Source organism: Pedobacter fastidiosus, assembly GCF_014306625.1.
Taxonomy (GTDB): Bacteria; Bacteroidota; Bacteroidia; order Sphingobacteriales; family Sphingobacteriaceae; genus Pedobacter; species Pedobacter fastidiosus.
The window spans coordinates 256,844-279,210 of sequence record NZ_JACRYL010000002.1 but is presented as its reverse complement, the minus strand read 5'-3'; the positions used below and the strand labels follow the sequence as shown (position 1 = coordinate 279,210).

Here is a 22,367-nt window from a genome sequence, read left to right as displayed (position 1 = left end):
AGTGAGATTGCTTCGTGCCTCGCATCCGATCGCTATCGGATGACGGATGTAAAAAATAAGAATAAGATAAACACAAAAATGAAACTAAAACTGATCCTATTTTTAAACCTAGCATATTGCTTCACTGCATTTGCAACGGTTAAACCTGCATCTATTTTTACCGATCATATGGTGTTGCAACAACAAAGTAATGTTGCTATTTGGGGCTGGGCAAAACCTTCATCAAATGTTAAAATTGTTACTTCTTGGAATAAAATCAACTACACTGCAAAAACAGACGCAAGCGGAAAATTCAAAATTAAAGTTGCCACGCCTATAGCTGGTGGGCCTTATGATATTTCTTTTAACGATGGAGAACAACTTACCTTAACGGATATTCTAATTGGTGAGGTTTGGTTTTGTGGCGGTCAATCGAATATGGAAATGCCGATGAAGGGTTTTAAAAGTCAACCGATTATCGGTTCAAACGAAGCCATTTTAAAGTCGACCAATGAGAATTTAAGGCTTTACATTGTTCCACGCTCGTCCATTACCGAAAGGCAGGACAATAGTAAACCATCAACTTGGAAGCTCGCCAATCCAGAAAGTGTGGCCAATTTCAGCGCTACAGCTTATTATTTCGGTTCGCTGTTGAGTGAAATGTTAAATGTTCCAGTTGGATTAATCAATGATAGCTATGGAGGTTCAACAATCGAAGCTTGGATGTCGCCAGAGGATTTAAAGCCCTTTCCAGAAATAAAAATTCCTATTAAAACGGATACCATAAAGGAAGTAAGTAGAACGCCTACCACTTTGTATAATGGGATGTTATACCCGGTTATTGGTTTTACAATTAAAGGGGTTATTTGGTATCAAGGAGAATCTAATTATGATCGCTCAGATCGTTATGAAGAACTTTTTCCTGCTTTGGTTTCCAATTGGAGAAAAGCATGGGATAATGGTGAATTTCCATTCTATTACGCACAAATTGCACCATATAATTATGCTCAATTACCGCCGTATAAAGTGGGCGGCAAATATAATTCAGCCTTTATAAGAGATGCACAAAGAAAATCTTTAGCTAAAATTCCAAATAGCGGAATGGCCGTTTTAATGGATCTTGGTGAAGAAAAATCTATTCACCCGGCGAATAAAAAACCAAGTGGAACTAGGTTGGCTTATTTGGCCTTAGCGCAAACCTACGGCATAAAGGGGTTCGGCTATGCAAGTCCGAATTATGATTCAATAACGATTGATAAAGATAAAGCGATAATCAAATTTCAAAATGTACCGAACGGATTAACTTCATTTGGAAAAGAATTATCTTTATTTGAAGTCGCAGGCGCAGATCAAAAGTTTTATCCAGCAAAAGCCACTATAACAGGAAGTAGTATAACCATAACCTCTACAGAAGTTAAAGCCCCTGTTGCCGTTCGTTACGCATTTAAAGATTTTGTAATTGGAGATTTATTTGGAAATGATGGTTTGCCAGTTTCATCATTTAGAACTGATAATTGGTAGATATAAAAATGATTTTAACCGCAAAGACACAAAAAACACCAAGCAACTTGGCTGAAAATAATAACTTAAATGTTCTTATATTTCTTGTATGGTCAAAATTTCCGCCTTCATTCTTAGGTGTTCTCAGGTGTCTTATGTGGTCAAATTTTAGAATTGATAATTGGTAGATATAAAAATGATTTTAACCACAAAGACACAAAAAACACCAAGTATCTTGGCTGAGAATAATAACTTAAATGTTCTTACATTTCTTATATGGTCAAAATTTCCGTCTTTATTCTTAGGTGTTCTCAGATATCTTAGGTGGTCGAATTTTAGAACTCAAAATTGGTAAATATAAAAATGATTTTAACCACAAAGACACAAAAAACACCAAGCAACTTGGCTGAGAATAATAACTTAAGTGTTCTTACATTTCTTATATGGTCAAAATTTCCGTGTCCGTTTTTAGGTGTTCTTAGGTTGTCGAAAATTTTCTTAGTGTTCTTCGTGTCTTTGTGGTTCATACCTACAAACGCTTTTTCGCAAGAAAAAGAACTGTTAAACAATAACGTAACCTGGACAACCCAAAGTAAAAACTCCAGTGAATCTATGCCCGTTGGTGGTGGAGATATTGGCTTAAATATCTGGGTAGAAAAGGGAGAAATATATCTCTATTTATCACGAAGTGGAACATTTGATGAGAACAATACTTTACTAAAATTAGGCAGAGTAAAACTCAGGCTAAGTCCAAATCCTTTTGCGGGAAAAACCTTTAAACAAGAATTAATTTTAAAGGATGGTTATGTTCAAATTACGGGTACTAATGGAAATTTAAAAGCTGAAGTAAATGTTTGGGTAGATGTTTTTAAACCCATTGTTAATCTTGAAGTTAAATCAAATAAAAATATTAGTTTAGAAGCTGATTACGAAAGTTGGAGATTTGAAGATAGAATAACAAAAGGAAAAGAAAATAATCAAAATTCTTACAAATGGGCACCACAGGGAATTGTGAAAACTTTTAAAGATGAAGTGAGTTTTCAAGGAAATAAGGTTGAATTTTTTCATCAAAATAAAGACGAATCGGTTTTCGATGTAGCCGTTAAACAACAAGCATTAGAAAGCTATAAATCAGTACTTTTTAACCCATTAAAAAATCTAATTTTTGGTGGCTCAATGCAAGGTGAAAATATGATTATTGGCAAGAAATATGTTGGCCAATATTTAAGCACACCATTTCAGGGCTGGAGCTTAAAAAGTAAAAAATCTTCCATTACAAATAGAATTACAATCTCACTTTACACCTCAAATACTACATTAGAGGAATGGAAAAGAGGCTTATCTGCTCTGGAGGAAAAAGGAAAAGTGGATTATGATGTTTCACTAAAAGCAAGTCAAACACGGTGGAACGAGTATTGGGATAGAAGTTTTATTTACATCAGTTCTAACGACTCACTCGCAAATCAAGCCGGTAAAAACTATCAATTATTCCGTTATATGTTGGGCTGTAATGCTTTTGGTTCATCGCCAACAAAGTTTAATGGGGGTTTATTTACCTTCGATCCAGAACTTACGGATACTACTTTAAAATACACGCCAGATTTTAGAAATTGGGGTGGGGGAACACATACTGCTCAAAACCAACGATTGGTATATTGGCCAATGCTTAAGAGTGGAGATTTTGAAGTGATGAAACCTCAGTTCGATTTCTACCTCAGGATTCTGAAAAACGCAGAACTCAGAACGAAAAATGCTTGGGGGCATAACGGAGCAAGCTTTACAGAGCAGATCGAAAATTTTGGATTGCCCAATCCTGCAGAATACAATTGGAAACGACCGGCAGATTTTGATAAAGGCATGGAATATAATGCTTGGTTAGAATACGAATGGGATACCGTTTTAGAGTTCTGCATGATGATTTTGGAAACGGAGCGTTACAATGCCAATAACATTCAAGAGTATCTGCCATTGATTGAAAGTAGCTTAACTTTTTTTAAGGAACACTACACTTATTTAGCTAACCAAAGAGGGAGTAAAGCGCTTGATGTAAATGGCCATTTGGTTTTGTACCCAGGCTCGGGAGCAGAAACGTATAAAATGGCTTACAATTCTACCTCAACGATTGCTGGCTTAAAAAGTGTTTTACATAGATTGTTGGAATTAAAATCAGCAACCGAGGAACAAAAGAAGAAATGGCAAGCGATGCTAAAGACCCTTCCACCAATTAGCTTCAGGGAATTTGCGGGTAAAACAACCATTTCGCCAGCCAAAACATGGGAGCGAATAAACAATACCGAAAGCCCACAATTGTATCCTGTTTACCCATGGGGGATTTATGGAATTGGTAAACCGGGTTTGGATACAGCGATTAATACATTTAAATATGATCTAGATGTACTAAAATTTAGAAGTCATGTAGGTTGGAAACAGGATAATATTTTTGCAGCTCGATTAGGTTTAACAAATGATGCAGCTAACTTAACCAAAGCAAAATTGAAGGATTCTGGGAGAAGATTTCCTGCGTTTTGGGGACCAGGTTTTGATTGGACACCAGACCATAATTGGGGTGGATCTGGAATGATCGGACTCCAAGAAATGCTGATGCAATGCGATGGGAAGGATATTTATTTATTTCCAGCATGGCCAAAAAATTGGGATGTTCACTTTAAACTTCATGCCCCTTACCAAACAACGGTAGAAGGAACATTGAAAAATGGAAAAATAGAAAATTTAAAAGTAACACCCGAATCGAGGGAAGCTGATGTTATTTATGTGTTGAAATAATGGCTTTGAGTAGGTGTATTGAAACAATAAGAAATGTTATCCTGAGCCTGGCGAACCAAAAATGTGTTATCATTTAGCCAGCTTCGACAATCAGAGACTAATAAATTTCTGTTGGTTAGGAGATTAAATTAAGATATAGAGATTAAGAAAGTTTGAAATTAAAATATTAGAATTATGGATTTACAGCTTAAAGACAAAGTAATTATCATCACCGGTGGTGCAAAGGGAATTGGGAAAGCAATGGCACAGGTTTTTGCAAATGAAAATGCAATCGCAGCTATTGTGGGTAGAAAAGCAACAGATAATCAGCAGGTTGTCGATGCAATTACCAACAGTGGCGGTCAAGCATTTCAATTCGTTGCAGAACTGTCGAAACCAGAAGATTGCGAAAGCGTTGTAAAAGCAATTATAGCGAAGTTTGGTAGGATTGATGGCCTTGTTAATAATGCAGGTGTTAATGACGGTGTAGGACTTGAAAATGGAAATTACACAGATTTCATGGCTTCATTGCATAAAAATGTTGTGCATTATTATTTAATGGCACATTATGCCTTGCCAGAATTAATTAAAAGTAAAGGCGCTATTGTAAACATTACCTCTAAAACTGGCGAAACGGGGCAGGGAAATACTTCAGCTTATGCGGCTGCAAATGGTGGTAGAAATGCTTTAACGAGAGAATGGGCAGTTGAACTTTTGAAATATGGAATTCGTGTAAATGCCATCATGGTGGCAGAATGTTGGACTCCAGCTTACGAAACATGGATTGAAACTCTACCAGATGCTCAAGAGAAATTAAAGGAAATTACCTCAAAAATTCCGTTGGAAAACAGAATGACAACAGCAGAAGAAATCGCCAACATGGCAGCTTTTTTAATGTCGAATAAATCAAGTCATACAACCGGGCAGATTATTCATGTAGATGGCGGTTATGTGCACTTGGATAGGGCATTAGCTAACGCTTAATATGTGTTGTCGTCATTGCGAGGCACGAAGCAATCTCCTTTTATTTGACGAATAAGATTACTTCGTTCCTCGCAATGACGACCGCCCTTAACCATTTTGATTTTTATAATTACTCCTCAAATTGACAATAACCAATTTAAAATGAAAACCCTAACCTGTACCACACCTGGAACTTTTGAGTATTCAGAAACGCAAAAACCTGAATTAAAAACTGATCACGCAATTATTAAAATTAAGCGAATCGGAATTTGCGGAACTGATCTTCATGCATTTGAAGGTACACAACCATTTTTTAATTACCCCAGAGTTTTAGGACATGAGCTCTCTGGCGAATTGATAGAAGTTAATGGAAATGAAGCATTTAAAATTGGCGAAGCCGTTACTTTTATCCCTTACTTTAATTGTGGCGAATGTATTGCCTGCAGAATGAATAAACCTAATTGTTGCGTAAAGATGCAAGTTTGTGGAGTTCACGTAGATGGTGGTATGTGTGAGTATTTGCAAGTTCCATCGAAAACGCTTTTACACGGCGAAGGCTTGAGTTACGATGAACTGGCACTTGTAGAGCCTTTGGCAATTGGTGCACATGGCGTTCGCAGGGCAAATATACAACCAGGCGAATTTGTTTTGGTAATTGGTGCTGGCCCAATAGGTTTGGGTACCATGGAATTTGCCAGAATAGCAGGAGCGAAGGTAATAGTGCTTGATATAAATGATGGTAGATTGGCTTTCTGTAAAGAGAAGATTGGTGTTTCACATACCATAAATGCTTCATCGGCTAATGTAACCGAACAACTGAGTGAAATTACCAACGGTGATATGCCAACGGTTGTTATCGATGCTACCGGAAATCAGAAAGCAATTAATAATGCCATAAATTATATGGCTCACGGCGCTCGATTCGTATTGATCGGTTTGCAAAAAGGCGATTTAATTTTTAATCATCCAGAATTTCATAAACGTGAATCTACTTTATTGAGCAGTAGAAATGCAACAATTGAGGATTTCGAGCATGTAATTTCATCCATGAAAAAAGGCTTGGTTAAACCTACAAACTACATAACCCATCAAGTTAATTTTGAAGATGTTAAAGCAGAATTCGCCACTTTGCTAGACCCAAAAAGCGGTGTAATTAAAGCGATGGTAAAGTTGGAAGAATAAAGCTCATTAAGTTTTACTCCGAATTCAAAGTTTTCAGTTAGATAGAATTATATTTTTATATATTTATATAAATGTATTTTTGTATATAAATATTTAACTGTAGCTATCTACAATTATGCATTTTTAAAATTACTGTTATGACAATTGCAACCATAGAAATACCGGATAAAAAAACAACACTAGTTAAACAATTACTCAAGGAATTAGGTGTTACTGTAAAAATTGAAAAAGAGGAAAAAAGCCCTTACGATCCTAAATTTGTTGCTAAAATTAAAAAGGCAGATAAGGATATTGTGAAAGGGCGTACCAAAAAAATTCCAATTGCCGATTTATGGAAATAGAATATACCGTTCAGGCACAAAATGATTTAAAGTTTTGGAAAAAGTCGGGTAATAAAGTTATTCAAAAAAAAATATTTCAGCTGCTACAAGCGATTATCGAAAGCCCATTTGCTGGAATTGGTAAGCCCGAAGCATTAAAGTATGAACTATCGGGCAAATGGAGTAGGCGAATTAATGATGAACATAGAATTATTTATGTTGTTGTTGATGCAATTATCTATATACAATCTCTTAAAGGACATTATTAACTGCTAATTCATAGCGGTTTTTTTTATGTTTACGAATTCAGTTTTATTCCTTGGTTTTCTTTAGCTCGATCCAGCTATACTCCGAACTCAAAATATTTAACAAAAAAAAGAGCTATCTAATTTTAGACAGCTCTTTAAATGTACCCCGGAAGGGACTCGAACCCCTGACCCTCGGTTTAGAAAACCGACGCTCTATCCAGCTGAGCTACCGAGGCTCATTTTTTAATGTCTGCAAATATAGAAGTTCTATTGAATAAGCAAAAATATATTTAAAACTATTTGCAGGCTATTTTTATTATAATTTTAAGTGATTAAGGATAAGTTAATTAGAGGACTTGCAATCAATGCAAATTCCCTCAACAATTAGGTTTATCTGCTCAATTTCGAAACCTTTTGGCATTTTAAGGGTTGGAACCTTCACTTCATCCAAGCAATAAACCCTTAAACACTTACTGCAATTAAAATGAACATGCCCATCTTCATGGTGATGTTCCGAGCAAGCGCCAGAGCAAATTGCGTAGTTTGCAGTACCTTGATTATCCAAAACTTTGTGGATAATACCTTTTTCTTCAAAAGCTTTTAAAATTCGATACAAAGTAACTCGGTCGATATCCTTACCAACCAAGTTTTCTAAATAAGGCTGTGAGGTTGCAGAATTTCTATTGGATAAAATATTAAGAACCTGAATTCGTGCTCCAGTTCTTTTTAAACCATTTCTCACTAAAAGGTCTTCATATTCCTTTGCCGCAAGGTTTTCAATGTTAGTAGACATTAATCGATATTGTTTTAATGCAAAATTCTTAAGTACAAATATAAGTTTTTCCTATTGCAACTTTATGTACTTTGAAATTCCTAATTGGTGATTTTAACTTTATCTAATTAATTTATTTGATAAGTATAAAATTAAATTTAGATTTGTCTAAAAATATATTTAGATAATACTCTATGAAATACATACTCTTATCTTTGCTGTTTGTTTTCTCTGTCAATCAGCTCCTTGCCCAAAACAGTTCCATAAAAGGACAGGTAAAATCAAATTCGCTTGCAGTCGAAAATATTACTGTAAAAATTACCGGTTTCAATAAATCAGTTAAAACAAACCAAAGTGGACAATATCAAATTGATCATCTTCCTGCAGGGGAATACACTTTGATTTTTTCGGGAATTGGTTACCAAACAAAAAAAACAAACATTGTTTTAACAAAGGAACCAATGGATTTAAATGCAGATCTCCTTGCTTCAGAATCCAATTTAAATGATGTTGTAATAACAGGAGTAAATCGGGCAACACAATTGCGGAAAAGCCCGGTACCGATTGCAGTTCTTTCCAAAAAAACAATGGATCAAAATGTAAATACAAATTTAATAGAAGCCATTGTGAAAGGGGTTCCCGGAGTTACCGCAGTAACTACTGGCCCAAATGTTTCAAAACCCTTTATCCGAGGTTTGGGGTACAATCGGGTATTAACTTTATATGATGGCCTGCGCCAAGAAGGGCAACAATGGGGTGATGAACATGGAATTGAGGTAGATGAGTATGGCATTACGAGAGCTGAGGTGGTTAAAGGTCCGGCGAGTTTAACCTATGGCTCCGATGCTTTAGCTGGAGTAATCAATATGATTCCTTACAGCCCTAATTTTGAAAATGGTAAACTAAAAGGTGATTTCACGACAAATTATCAAACCAATAATGGAATGATTGGATCATCACTCGGATTGGCCTACATCAAAAATGATTGGAAATACACCATTAGAGCCACAGTCAAAACAGCTCACAATTATTCCAATAAAATTGATGGTTTAGTTTATGGAACGGCTTTCCGCGAATATAATTTATCTGCTTCGGCGAGGGTTGATAAAAAATGGGGATACTCTAAAACTGCAATCACTTACTATGATAACTTGATGGAAATCCCTGATGGAAGCAGGGATTCATTATCAAGGAAATTTACCAGACAGGTTTTAGATTTTGGCGATGACCTTAAAAATCGTCCGATTGTGCTTGATAATGAATTAAATAGCTATTCGATAAATCCACTTCACCAGCACATTCAACATTATAGATTTTATAATATCAGTCAGTTTAAATTTGGAAATAGCGACTTAAATGTACTTATTGGAGCGCAACAGAGCGTAAGACGAGAATACAATCATCCCACAGTTCCAAATCAAGCGGGACTCTATGTAGTTTTAAACACCCTAAATTATGATCTGAAGTATAATTTGCCAGACTTTGCTGGCATTGAAAGTACTTTGGGCATTAATGGAATGTTGCAAGGTAACAGGAGCAAGGATGCAACTGATTTTCCTATTCCTGATTACGATTTGTTTGATATTGGTGCCTTTTATTTTGCTAAGAAATCTATGGGCAAAATAGATATCTCTGGAGGAATTCGGTTAGATAGGCGTAATATTCAGTGGAACGATTTTTATGTCGGTACAAACCAGCAAACAGGCTTTGGCGAACAGGTAAATTCAAGTTATCCTGGAGCAAATTTTCAATTTCCTGTCTTTAAAAAGAATTATTATGGCCTCTCGGGAAGTTTAGGTTTAACATATAACATTTCAGAAAAATTGTTGATTAAAGCCAATATCGCCCGTGGCTATCGAGCTCCAAACATTACAGAAATCGGTTCTAATGGTTTAGATCCCGGCGCACACATTGTTTATTTAGGTAATAGGACTTTTAAGCCTGAATTTAATCTTCAGGAAGATTTGGGAATTATTGCTTATTTAAAAGATGCAGACATTAGCCTAGAATTGTTTAACAACGATATTCAGAATTATATTTATCAATCTCGATTAACAGATGCCAATGGAAACCCTGTGGTAATCGTTCCCGGTAATTTAACTTATCAATATCAGCAATCAAAAGCGAGATTGTATGGCGCAGAAATAAGCATTAATCTGCATCCATCTCAATTAAAGTGGCTCAATCTTAATAATAGTTTAGCTTATGTAGTTGGCCTAAATAAAAATGAGAAATTATTGGCGAAACAAGGTGGTGAGGCAAAATATTTACCATTTATACCGCCATTGCAAATTCGCTTGGAAGTTAAGGCTACGGCACAAAAGCCTATCGGAATCTTTGATAAACCCTATTTAAAAATAGATGGTGCCTTTTTCGCAGATCAAAACAGATTTTATGCTTTGGATAATACCGAAACGTTTACTGCTGGCTACAGTTTATTCAATGCAGGAGTAGGTTCCACATTAAAATCAAAAACTGGAAAAACGCTTTTCGATGTATTTATTCAGATAGATAATATTTTTAATAAAAGCTACCAATCCAACTTAAACAGGCTTAAATATTTTGAGTATTACAATGCTTCACCTAACGGAAAATCGGGAATTTATAATATGGGTAGAAACATGAGCTTTAAAATAATTGCACCATTTTAAGGATGTAAGATGGAAAATGTATGATTATGAAATACTAAATCAAACAAATTCTCTACCCAGCCGTGGTACCTATCCTCACGTACAACCAAAATAATATGAACAATGCACTTTGATACTTGCTCTTACTCTCTTCCATTTTACAACTTAACTGCCCCAGCCGTGGCACGTGTCCTCACCTACAACCAAAATAATATGAACAATGCACTTTGATACTTGCTCTTACTCTCTTCCATTTTACAACTTAACCGCTTACATTTACTTATGGAATCTTCATTAAGCGAACAAAGATTGGATTTTTTAAGGCAATCTATAGGGAAAGTCATCACCAATTCCCCATCAAATTTTATGAATTGGCTTGCGCCAGTGCTTATCAAAGCAGAAAATGGAATTTTAATTTGTCAATACACCATCCGTAAAGAGATGACGAATCCCTACCAGATTTTGCATGGTGGCGTAACCGCCGGGATTATAGATGATTTGATTGGCGCCACAGTATTTACAATGGGTTTAAGTCATCGTTATACAACGGTAAATAATTATATAGATTATTTTGCGCCGGCCACTGAAGGGGATGAGGTGATTGCCGAAACCTCAATTGTAAAACATGGGAAGACAATATTAAATTTGCAATGCGAGATATTTTTACCTTCAAAAAAGCGTTTAATAGCCAAAGGTTACTCCAATATGTTAAACATAGGTTAAGCCGAAGTTTAAAGCAGTAGAATTATTTATTAATTTCTTAAAATTAACAAAACATTCTCGTTAATAGGTTGTTGTAACTTAACCAAAAATATAATGAGCCATGTTAGAAAATTATTCAACTTTGCAATTTATTGTTAGAGGCAAAATTTTTAAAGGATTTTGCATGCGCATTCAAGACGATTTTCATGAAACCTATGCCGTTGTTTTAGATGGCTATCATTCTTTTTGTATCTGGTTGGATAACAAAAATGAAAAGTGGTGTTCATCGAAAAATGTTGCCATTGATCCTGATGCAATAGACGAAATTATTAACAGAATTTCTTTGCCTGCACAGGTTTCTTAGAATCGGAGCTCTAACTACATCTAACAAATTAAGCACTCTTAAGCCCCATTAATAAAGAATCCCTGCTAGTTAATAATTGCTAGCAGGGATTTTTTATTGAAATTTATTTTTAAAATCTATCCAAAAAACATATAACTCAGTGCAATTGCTGTGCAAACACCAACCAAATCGGCCAACAGCATCGAGCCAATTGCATAGCGTGTATTCTTTATGCCGACAGAACCAAAGTAAACCGCTACCACATAAAAAGTAGTATCAGATGCACCTTGGAAAACCCCAGATAGCTTACTGGCGAAAGAGTCTGGCCCACTAGAAATCATGGTACTCACCATCATTCCGCGAGCTGCGCCACCACTTAAAGGCCTAATCAAAGCTGTAGGTAAAGCATCTACAAATCTGGTATCTGCACCAAAAAAGACGAAAACATTTTTAATACCACTCATTACAACATCAAATGTTCCACTCGTTCTCAGCATACTTACGGCAACTAAAATCCCTACTAAATAGGGTATTATTTTCAGTGCGGTTTCAAATCCGCCTTTGGCCCCATCTATAAACGAATCGAATACATCTATCTTTTTATAAAGTGCCCCAAGTACGATCAATAAAAAGATCAACAAAATTATTCCGCCACTTAACAAGCCAGAAAATGATTTGATACCTTCTGCATTTAACTTACTTACATACCAAACAAGAAGGCCAATAATTGCCGAGATACTTAATACCCAGGTTATAATTACAGGTTGAAGTAAGTTTATTTTCTGCCTAAGCGATACAATGAGCATAGCAGCCATGGTACCAACGAAGGTTACAATTAAACATGGAATGAAAATATCTGTCGGATCATGAGCATTTTGTGTCGATCTAATCGCAATTACACTAACAGGAATTAAACATAGGCCTGCTGCATGTAGACACAAAAACATAATTTGAGAATTGCTAGCTGTATCTTTATTTGGATTTAACTCTTGCAAGCTTTCCATTGCTTTAATACCAAAAGGAGTAGCTGCATTATCTAAACCTAATAAATTAGCAGAAAAATTCAGAATCATATGTCCCATTGATGGATGTCCTTTTGGGATATCTGGAAACAATTTAGAAAAGAACGGACCTATAATTCTTGATAGTAAGCGAATCCCTCCAGCTTTTTCAGCAATGCTCATTAAACCCATAAACAAAGCCAATGTACCGATCAATTTAATACAAAGATCTACAGCAATCCAACAGGTTTCTATAATTCCATCTAATTTTAATGGATTCAATGGGTCAGAAGATTTTCCAATCACCATCCAGTTAAAAATATCGTTCTGTCCGAAAAAGAAACACTTAATACTGGCTACAACAATAGCAATAATAATAAATGCCGACCAAATTCTGCTTAATGCCATTAGGGTTATTTAGTTTTTGTTTGAGGATGTTAAAATACCTTTTTTACTTCAAAAGTCCATAGTAAATAGTTTGTACACTATAAACTATGGACTTTTTAAAAGAAATTTTTTACTGTTTATGGTTTATCGTCTGTTAATTCGAAACCCCAGGTTTTTCCTTTTTCAGTAGCAGGCACACCGCTTGTCATCCAAGTGGGGGCTTTTGCACCTTTTAAATAGTAATCAAAAAACTGTTGTTCCCGAATTTGAATATCCTTACGGTTTTGGCGCTGAACCAAATTATGCGCCTCCCCATTATAGTTTAATAACCATACAGGCTTGCCTAAACGGCGAAGTCCGGTAAACATTTCTATTCCTTGATACCACGGCACAGCTCCATCTGCATCATTCGCCATAACTACTACTGGCGTATTTACTTTAGGAAACATAAATAATGGAGAGTTCTCGATATACAGTTCCGGTTTTTCCCAAAGTGTAGCGCCAATTCTGCTTTGTGTTTTTTCATATTGAAATTGGCGATTTGCGCCTGTTTCCCAACGAATACCGCCATAAGCAGAAGTCATGTTTGCAACTGGAGCTCCTGCCCATGCAGCCGCATACATATTATTTTGAGTAATTAAATAAGCAACTTGATAACCGCCCCAACTTTGTCCTTGAATTCCAATTTTTGTTCCATCAACCCAGCTGTTTTTCTTAAGGTTTTCTACGCCAGAATTAATAAATTCTACTGCAGATTGACCTGGGTGACCTGTTTCATAACTAATATCCGGTGCGAAAACCAAATATCCATTACTCACAAAAAATGAGATATTTAAACGGGATGGGGTAGGTGCAGGTGGCTGATAAGAATATAAACCTTCAGATAGTTTTTCGTAGAAGTAAACAATCATTGGGTATTTTTTACTTGGATCGAAGTTTTCTGGTTTGTACAAAATACCATCAGATTGATAACCTTTTGGAGTAGTCCATTTTACCAATTCTGCTGTTCCCCAATTGTAGTTTTGCTGTTGAGGATTGGTACTTGTAAGTTTCGTCTCCGTTTTAAAATCTGTAGTTACATACACATTTGGCGATTCCACGTAATTTCCCTTATCATAAATATAAACATCAGCTTCTTTGGCTTTAAGTAAGTTCGAATATTTTGTTTTCGCCATTACAACCAATTCTGGTGCTTTTGCCGAACCAACATTTGTACGGTAAAAACCATTTTCTTTGGTTACGTTGTTGAAACCATCTAACCAAACCAGCTCATTGGATTTTACAAATTTGTTATCCACGTTTCTTTCAAAACGATTGGTTTCTTCGGTTCTTTCATAACGGAAAGTGATTTTGTTCGCTCTGCCAAAACCTGCTGTAATGTTTTTGGGTTGAGATTTTCCATCTGGCGAAAACGACCAAATATCATATCTGTCATTTAATAAAACTGCTTTATCGTCTTCTGTCCAAGTTGCTACACCGTATGGTGTTGGCAAATCTGGAACATCATTCTCTTCATTTACAAACTTCACATTTAAGCCTGTATTCAAAGTGGTTACTTTTGCATTAGCCACATTATAAGTGTACCAATTAGCTGTTTTGCGATCGAAGTATAAAACATAATTTCCGCCCGGCGATGCCATTGCATAACCATTTAAGCTTTCGATTATTTTTTTGCGCTGTCCAGTTTTTGTATCCACCAAATAGTAATCTTTGCTGGTAGAGCCACTCCATTGCGATTCTACACGGTGACCAAAATCAGTTGAAGCCAGAACAAAATTTGCATCGCCTTCTCCAACCATATTGGCGTCAGGCAAACTCAAATCCGTTAGTGGAACTACCTTTGGGTCGCTACTGTAAACATCAATAACGGCTAAAAAACTTTTTTTACTGTCTCTATCTGCATTTTTAAGTTGCATTGGCTGTAAGTAATCATCTTTATAATTCCATACATCTACTTTCGCAACTTCGAAATCTACAATTGTGGTGTCTTTTGCTTTTTTAATAGGAGCAATGCCAAAAAACAATTTCTTACCATCTTTGCTAAAGTTTACACGTCCATCTCCACTTACCGACCATTTTGCGGGTAAGCCTGGCATGTCATAATCAACAATAGTTTGTGCAGTATCTAAAGTTAAGGAGCTGTAATAAATATTGTAGTTTTTAATTTCTTGTTTTTCAGGACTTTGCTCTCCAACAAAAGCTACGTGTTCACTTTCTTCATCAAAAACAAAACTTTTAAATGAGCCTTTTCCTTTTACTAATGATTTAAGTGTTCCCTTTTCAGTATCAAGTAAAAACACACCCTGAGGAGCTGTTTTGTCCTTTTTTGATCCGCTACAAGCAAAAACCAATTGCTTTCCATTTTTGCTAAAGGTATAATCGGTAACAAACTTATAAGTCTTATCAGTTCCAGTTGTAAGGTTTTTAACCACTAAATCGGTTCCTTCATCTTTCTTTAAGCCAGCACCAGGTTCATCATCTGCAAAATCAATTTCGTTGTCCTTTTTTTGAGGACCAGCAACTTTCTTCGCCGTATCCAACTTATCTAATTGATAAGCCATAACGCCAAATCCATCTTCTGGAAACTTGAAGGACTTTACTCGAGGAATTTTCGTAATTGCATTTGTAATTAAATTGGCAATCCCTAAAGTATCTTTCGGCATTTCATCCAACTTTTTCTTCTTGATTTTTGCTTGGCGTAAATCTTTATTAAAAGGACGAATATTGAAAGCAGCAAATTTAGAATCGTTGCTAAATTCTGCATTCATACCTCTTGGGATGGTAATTTTTGTGTTGGTTTTTAAATTGGAGATGTAAAGTTTTGCATCGCCCTCTTGTTGTACAACACCATATAATGCCCATTGGCCATTGTTTGATAATTGTTTAATGCCTACAGCTTCCCAAGTATCATAAACAGAATGATCTAATGGTTTTTTTTGTGCGTAAGCAAAGCTGACAACGAATAACAGAATTATTGTAAGTCTTTTTTGCATTTTAGGGATAAATTAATTTGTTGATTGAGATTTCAATCTCCTAAAATTGGAAAATTTTAGCTTATTAAGAAACATGTATGCCAAATATTACAATTTTTTGGAATTTGGCTGGCCTATAAAGTAAAAGTCCCGATTGTTAATGAAACAATCGGGACTTTATTATAAATAATCTACTCCGTTAAAGAATGAAATTATTTTTTATCTTTTTGTTGTTGACGCATGTAATCATCTAAACGAGTTTGAAATTTAGATTTTTTCTTTTTCTCATCAACTGGTCTAGCTTTATTCTGCTGAATTAAAGCATGGATTTTATCATCATCAACCATTTTACGAATTAGGAACTGCTGACCGAAAGTCATTAAGTTGGCTAAGAAGTAATAATAGTTTAATCCTGCCGGATAGCTATTTAAAACACCTAAGAAAATAACTGGCATAACATAACCAATGTATTTCATTTGGCCTGTAGCACCAGAAACCTGATTGTTAAAATATGTCATAATCAATGTAGAGATGGTCATCAATACACACATTAAACTTAAGTGATCGCCTATAAATGGTACTTTTACGCCGAAACGGATAAACTCATCATAAGTTGATAAATCTTTCATCCAAAGGAAACTTTCGCCTCTTAACTCAAATAAATTTGGGAAGAAGAAGAAGAATGCCATTACCAGTGGCAATTGTAAAACCATCGGCAAACATCCGCCAAGTGGATTTACTCCAGCTTTCTTATAAAGCTTTAAATATTCTTGTTGAACTAATGTAGGGTTATCTTCACCAACTTTAGCTTTAATCTCATCCATCTCTGGCTTTAAAACCCTCATTTTAGCCATCGATAAATATGACTTGTAGGTAAGTGGAGATAAAGCAACTTTAAGCAAAATGGTAAGTACCAAAATGATTAAGCCATAATTCCAACCAAAGCTGTTTAAGAAATTAAATACAGGTAATACGATGAACCGGTTAATGTATTTTAATGGCCAATAACCCATATCAACCTGTTGCTCTAAATCGTAACCTTGAGCTTTTAAGGCAGAAAATTTATTTGTACCGAAGTAAAACTCCATTTCGTAAGCCTGATTAGCCAAATGGGTATATGGTAACTGCATGTTAGCACCATAAAATTTAACTTGTCCAGGTGTTGTTGGTATTTTAACTTCTAAATTCCCTTTTTCAAAAGCTTGTTTAGAAATTAAAGAAGCAGAGAAAAAGTGTTGTTTAAATGAAAACCATTGGATTTTGCCTTTAGCTAAATCTTCTTTCTCATCTTTCGATACACTTAAGTGATTTACATCTCCATCCAAATATTTATAATAGGGTGCAGAGTAACGGTGTTCACTTTCAATAGATTTTTCTTGTTGCAATAAAACAGTTTCCCAGTTTAAGCCAACGCTATTGCCAGAAATAACTTGTTGTAAGCCAACTAAATTAATATTGAAACCAACTTTATTGCTTAATGCTTTTAAATCATAAACATATTCTACATAAGCATTTGCACCGTAATCGGCACGCATGGTTAAAGTATTCCCTGCTTTGGTTGGTTTAAAAAATAAATCGTTTGTGTTAATTACTTTACCAGCAGCGTTAAGGTTTAACCCAAATTTGTTCTGGTTTCCATCAAACAAAATTAATGGCTTACCATTAAATGTTTTTTGTCCTTTAATTTCTACTGAAGTTATCTTACCACCTTTATTACTCAAAGTGATCAATAAGTTTTCATTTTCTAAAGTTACATTTTGTTCTGTGCCAGTTAATGCAGTACCAAAAGGACCTTTTAATGCTAATGAATCTACAGCTGGTTGGGTAACTACAGCCGTTTTTGTAGTATCTAATTTAGTTGCAACAACACCAGCCTTTTTTAAAGAGTCAACTTTCTCTATTTCCTTGGCCTTTTTAATTTCAGCCTCACTTGGCTTAAAAAAGTAGAATGATCCTGCCAAAATGATCATGATCAGGAACAATCCTGTAAAGGTATTTCTATCCATTATTTATATTTATACTGCTTTTAATTAGTTTTCTTCTTCGCAAACTCCATCGCAGCGGCCACAAATTTAACAAAAAGTGGGTGAGGATTTGCAACTGTTGATTTTAATTCTGGGTGAAATTGTCCACCTACGAAAAACGGATGGTTTTTAAGCTCCACAATTTCAACCAAATTGGTTTGTGGATTCATGCCTGAAGCAATCATTCCAGCTTCTTCATATTGCGCTAAATAATCGTTGTTAAATTCGTAACGGTGACGGTGACGCTCATTAATATGGGGTTTGCCGTAAATAGCAAAAGCTTTAGTACCTTTTTTAATGTCGCAAGGGTAAGAACCCAAACGCATTGTACCGCCCTTATTGGTTATTTTTTTCTGCTCTTCCATCATGTTGATTACCGGATTTGCAGCATTTTCTTCAATTTCTGTGGTGTGTGCATCTTTCAATCCTAAAACATTCCTACCGAACTCAATCACAGCACATTGCATCCCTAAACAAATTCCAAAGAATGGAATATTATTTTCTCGAACGTATTTAATTGCATCAATTTTTCCTTCAATACCACGGCTACCAAATCCTGGAGCAACTAAAACACCATGTAAATGACTTAATTTCTCCTTAACGTTATCTGGAAAAAGTCCTTCTGAGTGGATGTACTCCACACGAACCTTACATTCATTTTTAGAACCCGCGTGTACAAAAGATTCAATAATCGATTTATAAGCATCAGGCAATTCCACATATTTACCAATCAAACCAATTTTAACATCGGCCGTTGGGTTTTTTAAACGACCAAGGAAATCTTTCCAGCTTTCCATATCCGGATCATTCTTAGTTGGAAGCTTTAATTTTGATAAAACCGTTTTATCCAGCTGTTCTTTTAACATAAGCAACGGAACATCGTAAATTGTAGATGCATCCATTGATTCGATTACCGCATTGATGTTAACGTTACAAAATAATGCAATTTTTTTTCTGATATCCATATTAATCGGATGCTCCGTACGGCAAACCAATATATCTGGCTGAATTCCGTATTCTAATAAAGCTTTAACCGAATGTTGTGTTGGCTTAGTTTTTAATTCGCCTGCAGCAGCTAAATATGGAACCAAAGTTAAGTGGATCACAATTGCATTTGTACTTCCTTCTTCCCATTTAAACTGACGAACAGCCTCAATAAACGGCAAAGATTCAATATCTCCAACAGTTCCACCAAGCTCAGTAATTACGATATCGTAATCTCCGGTATCACCAAGAATCCGCATGTTGCGTTTAATTTCATCGGTAATATGCGGAACCACTTGAACGGTTTTTCCTAAATATTCGCCTTTACGTTCTTTGTTGATTACATTTTGGTAAATCCGCCCAGTAGTAATGTTATTTGCCTGAGAAGTTGGAACGTTTAAGAAACGCTCGTAATGACCAAGATCCAAATCGGTTTCTGCACCATCTTCGGTAACAAAGCATTCGCCATGTTCGTAAGGATTTAGCGTTCCTGGATCGATATTAATGTAAGGATCGAATTTTTGAATGGTTACACGGTAGCCACGTGCCTGTAAAAGTTTAGCTAAAGAAGCGGAAATGATGCCCTTTCCAAGAGAGGAAGTAACACCGCCCGTAACAAAAATATACTTTGTCATGATTGTGATTTTTTACAGCTGATGTAATAAATTGCTGCTTTTTGTACGGGATACAAAGGTAAGAAAATTCCTCGTTTCTACTGATTTAAAAATAAGTTATTTTAAAAATGATAAAGTAGTGTTGTTCAGAAAATTAACAACAATTGTAATAGATTTTTACTTTCTGTTCTTTTTCACTCCAAGCAATATAGATGTTATTTTCCTTACCTAATCGATATTTGAAACCATTTAGCCCCGATTTTTTTAGCTCTTCATAAAGGGCTTTATCAGGAACATAATTATCAGCTTTATCTTCGGGCATTACAGCTGGCTCAAGGAAATTATCGTCACTGAAAAAATCATCCGCAATCGTTTTTACAAAAATGATTTGATCTTTTTCTTTGGTTAAATCTACATTAGGATCGGTACTCCCCAATAGTTTGGTGCCTTTTATTTTGGTATTGTAAATCTCTTTTCCATCGGCAGTTTTTATGGTGAAAGTCAAAACCATATTTTCAGGAGTACGACCAGTAAGTTCTATTTTGAAGGTATCAAGAGTCTTTAAACTCGAAAAAGATTTAGTTATGCGCTGATTTACGTTTTTAAACTCAATAGAGCCTGCATCCTTTTTATTGTTAGAGTTGCAGGCCGTTATTGCAAAAAGGCAAATGATCATCAGGAGCGAAAAATTTCTCATACCCAAAACTACTAATTTTAGTTTTAATAATGATTTTCATCAAAAATAATAACCAACTGATAACCATAATTGGAAATCGAAATATCCTTTTGGTGGTGCACTATAGATTGGATTACTTTTCATATTAAAATATTTTCCATATCCAAAACCTGTTAATGCTTCTAATGTTAAATGTTTTGCGGGGATAAACATTACGCCAAAATTTCCACCAAATCGAACTGAATTGGCTTTAAAATCTCTAGTAGCCGTTGATGTATCAAAAAAACCTTCTCCACTTCGTCCCTGATTTTGAATCGTTTTTTCTAGTGAGCCCACATAAAGTCCATAAAAAGCGTTTGCCTCTCTTTTTTCTATTGGATCCAGGTACTTCTTCGCTCTAAGTAAAAAGCCCTCATATTGGTAATAGTCTCGAGAAAGCATGTGGCGCATTTCGCCCGACGCATAGGATAATTCTAGTCCATATATATTAGAAAATGTCTTTTCTATGGATAAGGATGGTCTTTTTGCAACCAAGTTCAGCAGATTTGTTTTTATGATTAAGCCACCTTGCTCTTGCGCAAAAGCCAGATTTGTAATATAAACGCAGATAAAAATTAAAAATATTTTTTTCATAAAGAGGGATAATCACCTCTAAAGTATAAAATTGCAAGGACTAATTAAAAATTCATTTAAAGCATTTCGACATGCTCAATGTAACAGAAAATCTATTATTCCAACTTCAAAGCTTTTAGCAACTTATTTAGTTTCTTAAGATCTTCAGGAGTATCGATAGCAACAGTTTCTAAATCGGTAACTTTTGTTTGGATGTAAAATCCATTTTCGATCCAGCGAAGTTGTTCCAAACTTTCTGCTATTTCTAAAGAGGATGGAGGAAGTTTAGTTATCGCTTTTAACGATTCGCTTCTGTAACCGTAAATCCCAACATGCTTATAAAACTGGTGCTTTTCAGCCCACACCCCCGGTTCACCGTTTCTAATAAAAGGAATCGGGCTTCTACTAAAGTAAATTGCTCTGCCGTTTACATCAATAACAACCTTCGGACTATTTGGATTATAAACACTTTCCTGGCTTTCTATAGATTTTATTAACGTAGCCAACTGAACTTTTTCTTCGGTGAAACAGCTTGCCAATAAATCAATTTGAGCAGGTTCAATAAAAGGTTCATCACCTTGAATGTTTATTATAATATTATATTCTGGTAATTTCTCTGCAACTTCGGCACATCTATCCGTTCCGCTTTGGTGGGTTGATGCTGTGAAAACGTACTCCCCGCCAAACCTTTTAACTTCATCAGCAATTCGCTCATCATCGGTAGCGATAACCACTTTTGATAAACTTTCTGCTTTCATTGCTTGCTCATAAACACGCTGAATCATTGTCTTTCCGGCAATATCAACTAAAGGTTTGCCAGGAAAGCGGGTAGAGGCGTAGCGAGCAGGAATAATTCCGATTACCCCTAAATCCCCTAAAGGGGACTTTGAATTTCTAACGTTCATATTTGGTTTTCAATAAATTGAAATATTAAAAATGTAATGATCAGATTATTTTGACTTTGCTTTTCCACTTTGCCTTTAAACTCCCCCTTCAGGGGGCTGGGGGGTTAAAACAATCCGTTTATCTCAGCTTCGATAGATTGAATTACCGTTCCCAAATCTTCTGGATTATTGGTGAAATCCAATTTATCTTTATCCAAAATCAACAATTTACCCAAGTTATATCCTTTAATCCAAGCTTCGTATTTCTCATTCAGTTTAGAAAGGTAATCTATTCGAATTCCAGCTTCGTACTCACGTCCACGGCGTTGAATGTTATTTACCAAAGTAGGAACTGAGGCACGTAAGTAAACCAATAAATCTGGTGGTTTAATAAAAGAAGTAATGTTATCGAAAATTGCACGGTAGTTATCATGATCACGAGTAGTCATTAATGCCATATCATGCAGGTTTTCTGCAAAAATGTGCGCATCCTCATAAATCGTTCTATCTTGAATAACGTTGCGTTTATTTACCTCAATATCAGTTATTTGTTGGAAACGACTGTTTAAGAAATAAATCTGAAGATTAAAGCTCCAGCGCTTCATATCACTATAAAAATCTTCTAAATAAGGATTGTTGTCCACAGCTTCGTATAAAGCCTCCCATCCATAATTTTTCGCCAATAAACCTGTTAAAGTTGTTTTACCGGCACCTATATTCCCTACGATTGCTATGTGCATATTGCTTAGATATGAGATTTGAGAAATGAGATTTGAGAATTTTGACTTAAGATAAAGCAATTTGCCTTAAA

Annotated in this window: 18 protein-coding genes and 1 tRNA gene; 9 read left to right on the top strand and 10 right to left on the bottom strand. The window is 35.5% G+C overall.

Annotation, left to right across the window (positions count from 1 at the left end; all coding sequences use genetic code 11):
* The first annotated feature begins 78 nt into the window (after positions 1 to 78).
* The 6 genes from H7U22_RS03360 (at position 79) to H7U22_RS03335 (ending at position 6,976) form a co-directional block, all read left to right on the top strand.
* On the top strand, positions 79 to 1,500 hold the full coding sequence (locus H7U22_RS03360) for a sialate O-acetylesterase (protein WP_187069922.1): 1,422 nt from the start codon (positions 79 to 81) through the stop codon (positions 1,498 to 1,500).
* Between the two features lie 462 nt (positions 1,501 to 1,962).
* The gene (locus tag H7U22_RS03355) at positions 1,963 to 4,263 is read left to right on the top strand and encodes a DUF5703 domain-containing protein (RefSeq protein ID WP_248284667.1); all 2,301 of its coding nucleotides are present in this window, start codon (positions 1,963 to 1,965) and stop codon (positions 4,261 to 4,263) included.
* Positions 4,264 to 4,437: 174 nt separating this feature from the next.
* The gene (locus H7U22_RS03350; protein WP_187069921.1) at positions 4,438 to 5,226 is read left to right on the top strand and encodes an SDR family oxidoreductase; all 789 of its coding nucleotides are present in this window, start codon (positions 4,438 to 4,440) and stop codon (positions 5,224 to 5,226) included.
* Between the two features lie 141 nt (positions 5,227 to 5,367).
* The gene (locus H7U22_RS03345; RefSeq protein WP_187069920.1) at positions 5,368 to 6,387 is read left to right on the top strand and encodes a zinc-binding alcohol dehydrogenase family protein; all 1,020 of its coding nucleotides are present in this window, start codon (positions 5,368 to 5,370) and stop codon (positions 6,385 to 6,387) included.
* Between the two features lie 137 nt (positions 6,388 to 6,524).
* Positions 6,525 to 6,728 (top strand): DUF2683 family protein, encoded by a 204-nt coding sequence (locus tag H7U22_RS03340; protein ID WP_187069919.1) that lies wholly within the window; start codon positions 6,525 to 6,527, stop codon positions 6,726 to 6,728.
* Complete coding sequence (locus H7U22_RS03335) at positions 6,719 to 6,976, top strand: Txe/YoeB family addiction module toxin (RefSeq protein ID WP_187069918.1); 258 nt, start codon at positions 6,719 to 6,721, stop codon at positions 6,974 to 6,976. The genes H7U22_RS03340 and H7U22_RS03335 overlap by 10 nt, the downstream gene beginning before the upstream one ends.
* Before the next feature lie 141 nt (positions 6,977 to 7,117).
* Here the strand turns inward: H7U22_RS03335 and H7U22_RS03330 are convergent.
* A tRNA-Arg gene (locus H7U22_RS03330) sits at positions 7,118 to 7,191 on the bottom strand.
* A 107-nt stretch (positions 7,192 to 7,298) separates the two neighbouring features.
* The gene (locus H7U22_RS03325; protein WP_187069917.1) at positions 7,299 to 7,748 is read right to left on the bottom strand and encodes a Fur family transcriptional regulator; all 450 of its coding nucleotides are present in this window, start codon (positions 7,746 to 7,748) and stop codon (positions 7,299 to 7,301) included.
* A 173-nt stretch (positions 7,749 to 7,921) separates the two neighbouring features.
* Between H7U22_RS03325 and H7U22_RS03320 the strand changes: the two genes are divergently transcribed.
* The 3 genes from H7U22_RS03320 to H7U22_RS03310 all read left to right on the top strand — a co-directional run bounded on the left by H7U22_RS03320 (position 7,922) and on the right by H7U22_RS03310 (position 11,423).
* Positions 7,922 to 10,378 carry a TonB-dependent receptor gene (locus tag H7U22_RS03320; RefSeq protein WP_187069916.1) on the top strand — a complete coding sequence of 819 codons (2,457 nt, stop codon included), beginning with the start codon at positions 7,922 to 7,924 and terminating at the stop codon, positions 10,376 to 10,378.
* A gap of 261 nt (positions 10,379 to 10,639) precedes the next feature.
* On the top strand, positions 10,640 to 11,080 hold the full coding sequence (locus tag H7U22_RS03315; protein ID WP_187069915.1) for a PaaI family thioesterase: 441 nt from the start codon (positions 10,640 to 10,642) through the stop codon (positions 11,078 to 11,080).
* Positions 11,081 to 11,180: 100 nt separating this feature from the next.
* Positions 11,181 to 11,423, top strand: a complete 243-nt coding sequence (locus H7U22_RS03310; protein ID WP_187069914.1) for a hypothetical protein — start codon at positions 11,181 to 11,183, stop codon at positions 11,421 to 11,423.
* 116 nt (positions 11,424 to 11,539) lie between these two features.
* On the opposite strand, the gene H7U22_RS03305 is transcribed toward H7U22_RS03310, so the two are convergent.
* From H7U22_RS03305 to H7U22_RS03270, 8 genes are all read right to left on the bottom strand, one after another.
* Positions 11,540 to 12,811, bottom strand: a complete 1,272-nt coding sequence (locus H7U22_RS03305) for a nucleoside recognition domain-containing protein (protein ID WP_187069913.1) — start codon at positions 12,809 to 12,811, stop codon at positions 11,540 to 11,542.
* A gap of 116 nt (positions 12,812 to 12,927) precedes the next feature.
* Positions 12,928 to 15,783, bottom strand: coding sequence for a S9 family peptidase (locus tag H7U22_RS03300; protein ID WP_187069912.1), 2,856 nt, complete (start codon positions 15,781 to 15,783; stop codon positions 12,928 to 12,930).
* Positions 15,784 to 15,974: 191 nt separating this feature from the next.
* Positions 15,975 to 17,768, bottom strand: coding sequence for a membrane protein insertase YidC (yidC, locus tag H7U22_RS03295; protein WP_187069911.1), 1,794 nt, complete (start codon positions 17,766 to 17,768; stop codon positions 15,975 to 15,977).
* Between the two features lie 20 nt (positions 17,769 to 17,788).
* Positions 17,789 to 19,405: a CTP synthase gene (locus H7U22_RS03290; protein ID WP_187069910.1), complete on the bottom strand. Its 1,617-nt coding sequence runs from the start codon at positions 19,403 to 19,405 to the stop codon at positions 17,789 to 17,791.
* A gap of 133 nt (positions 19,406 to 19,538) precedes the next feature.
* Entirely contained in the window at positions 19,539 to 20,081 is a 543-nt protein-coding gene (locus tag H7U22_RS03285) for a hypothetical protein (RefSeq protein ID WP_187069909.1), read from the bottom strand.
* Positions 20,082 to 20,120: 39 nt separating this feature from the next.
* Positions 20,121 to 20,693 (bottom strand): DUF3575 domain-containing protein, encoded by a 573-nt coding sequence (locus tag H7U22_RS03280; RefSeq protein WP_187069908.1) that lies wholly within the window; start codon positions 20,691 to 20,693, stop codon positions 20,121 to 20,123.
* Between the two features lie 95 nt (positions 20,694 to 20,788).
* Complete coding sequence (gene kdsB, locus H7U22_RS03275) at positions 20,789 to 21,577, bottom strand: 3-deoxy-manno-octulosonate cytidylyltransferase (protein WP_187069907.1); 789 nt, start codon at positions 21,575 to 21,577, stop codon at positions 20,789 to 20,791.
* Between the two features lie 104 nt (positions 21,578 to 21,681).
* Entirely contained in the window at positions 21,682 to 22,296 is a 615-nt protein-coding gene (locus H7U22_RS03270; RefSeq protein WP_025144984.1) for a deoxynucleoside kinase, read from the bottom strand.
* Positions 22,297 to 22,367 lie beyond the last annotated feature (71 nt).

What these genes read in the sequence shown, in the direction of transcription:
- H7U22_RS03360 (WP_187069922.1), top strand. Translation starts at nt 79, where the DNA reads ATGAAACTAAAACTGATCCTATTTTTAAACCTAGCATATTGCTTCACT.
- H7U22_RS03350 (WP_187069921.1), top strand. Translation starts at nt 4,438, where the DNA reads ATGGATTTACAGCTTAAAGACAAAGTAATTATCATCACCGGTGGTGCA.
- H7U22_RS03345 (WP_187069920.1), top strand. Translation starts at nt 5,368, where the DNA reads ATGAAAACCCTAACCTGTACCACACCTGGAACTTTTGAGTATTCAGAA.
- H7U22_RS03340 (WP_187069919.1), top strand. Translation starts at nt 6,525, where the DNA reads ATGACAATTGCAACCATAGAAATACCGGATAAAAAAACAACACTAGTT.
- H7U22_RS03335 (WP_187069918.1), top strand. Translation starts at nt 6,719, where the DNA reads ATGGAAATAGAATATACCGTTCAGGCACAAAATGATTTAAAGTTTTGG.
- H7U22_RS03325 (WP_187069917.1), bottom strand. Translation starts at nt 7,748, where the DNA reads ATGTCTACTAACATTGAAAACCTTGCGGCAAAGGAATATGAAGACCTT.
- H7U22_RS03320 (WP_187069916.1), top strand. Translation starts at nt 7,922, where the DNA reads ATGAAATACATACTCTTATCTTTGCTGTTTGTTTTCTCTGTCAATCAG.
- H7U22_RS03315 (WP_187069915.1), top strand. Translation starts at nt 10,640, where the DNA reads ATGGAATCTTCATTAAGCGAACAAAGATTGGATTTTTTAAGGCAATCT.
- H7U22_RS03310 (WP_187069914.1), top strand. Translation starts at nt 11,181, where the DNA reads ATGTTAGAAAATTATTCAACTTTGCAATTTATTGTTAGAGGCAAAATT.
- H7U22_RS03305 (WP_187069913.1), bottom strand. Translation starts at nt 12,811, where the DNA reads ATGGCATTAAGCAGAATTTGGTCGGCATTTATTATTATTGCTATTGTT.
- H7U22_RS03300 (WP_187069912.1), bottom strand. Translation starts at nt 15,783, where the DNA reads ATGCAAAAAAGACTTACAATAATTCTGTTATTCGTTGTCAGCTTTGCT.
- yidC (WP_187069911.1), bottom strand. Translation starts at nt 17,768, where the DNA reads ATGGATAGAAATACCTTTACAGGATTGTTCCTGATCATGATCATTTTG.
- H7U22_RS03290 (WP_187069910.1), bottom strand. Translation starts at nt 19,405, where the DNA reads ATGACAAAGTATATTTTTGTTACGGGCGGTGTTACTTCCTCTCTTGGA.
- H7U22_RS03285 (WP_187069909.1), bottom strand. Translation starts at nt 20,081, where the DNA reads ATGAGAAATTTTTCGCTCCTGATGATCATTTGCCTTTTTGCAATAACG.
- H7U22_RS03280 (WP_187069908.1), bottom strand. Translation starts at nt 20,693, where the DNA reads ATGAAAAAAATATTTTTAATTTTTATCTGCGTTTATATTACAAATCTG.
- kdsB (WP_187069907.1), bottom strand. Translation starts at nt 21,577, where the DNA reads ATGAACGTTAGAAATTCAAAGTCCCCTTTAGGGGATTTAGGGGTAATC.
- H7U22_RS03270 (WP_025144984.1), bottom strand. Translation starts at nt 22,296, where the DNA reads ATGCACATAGCAATCGTAGGGAATATAGGTGCCGGTAAAACAACTTTA.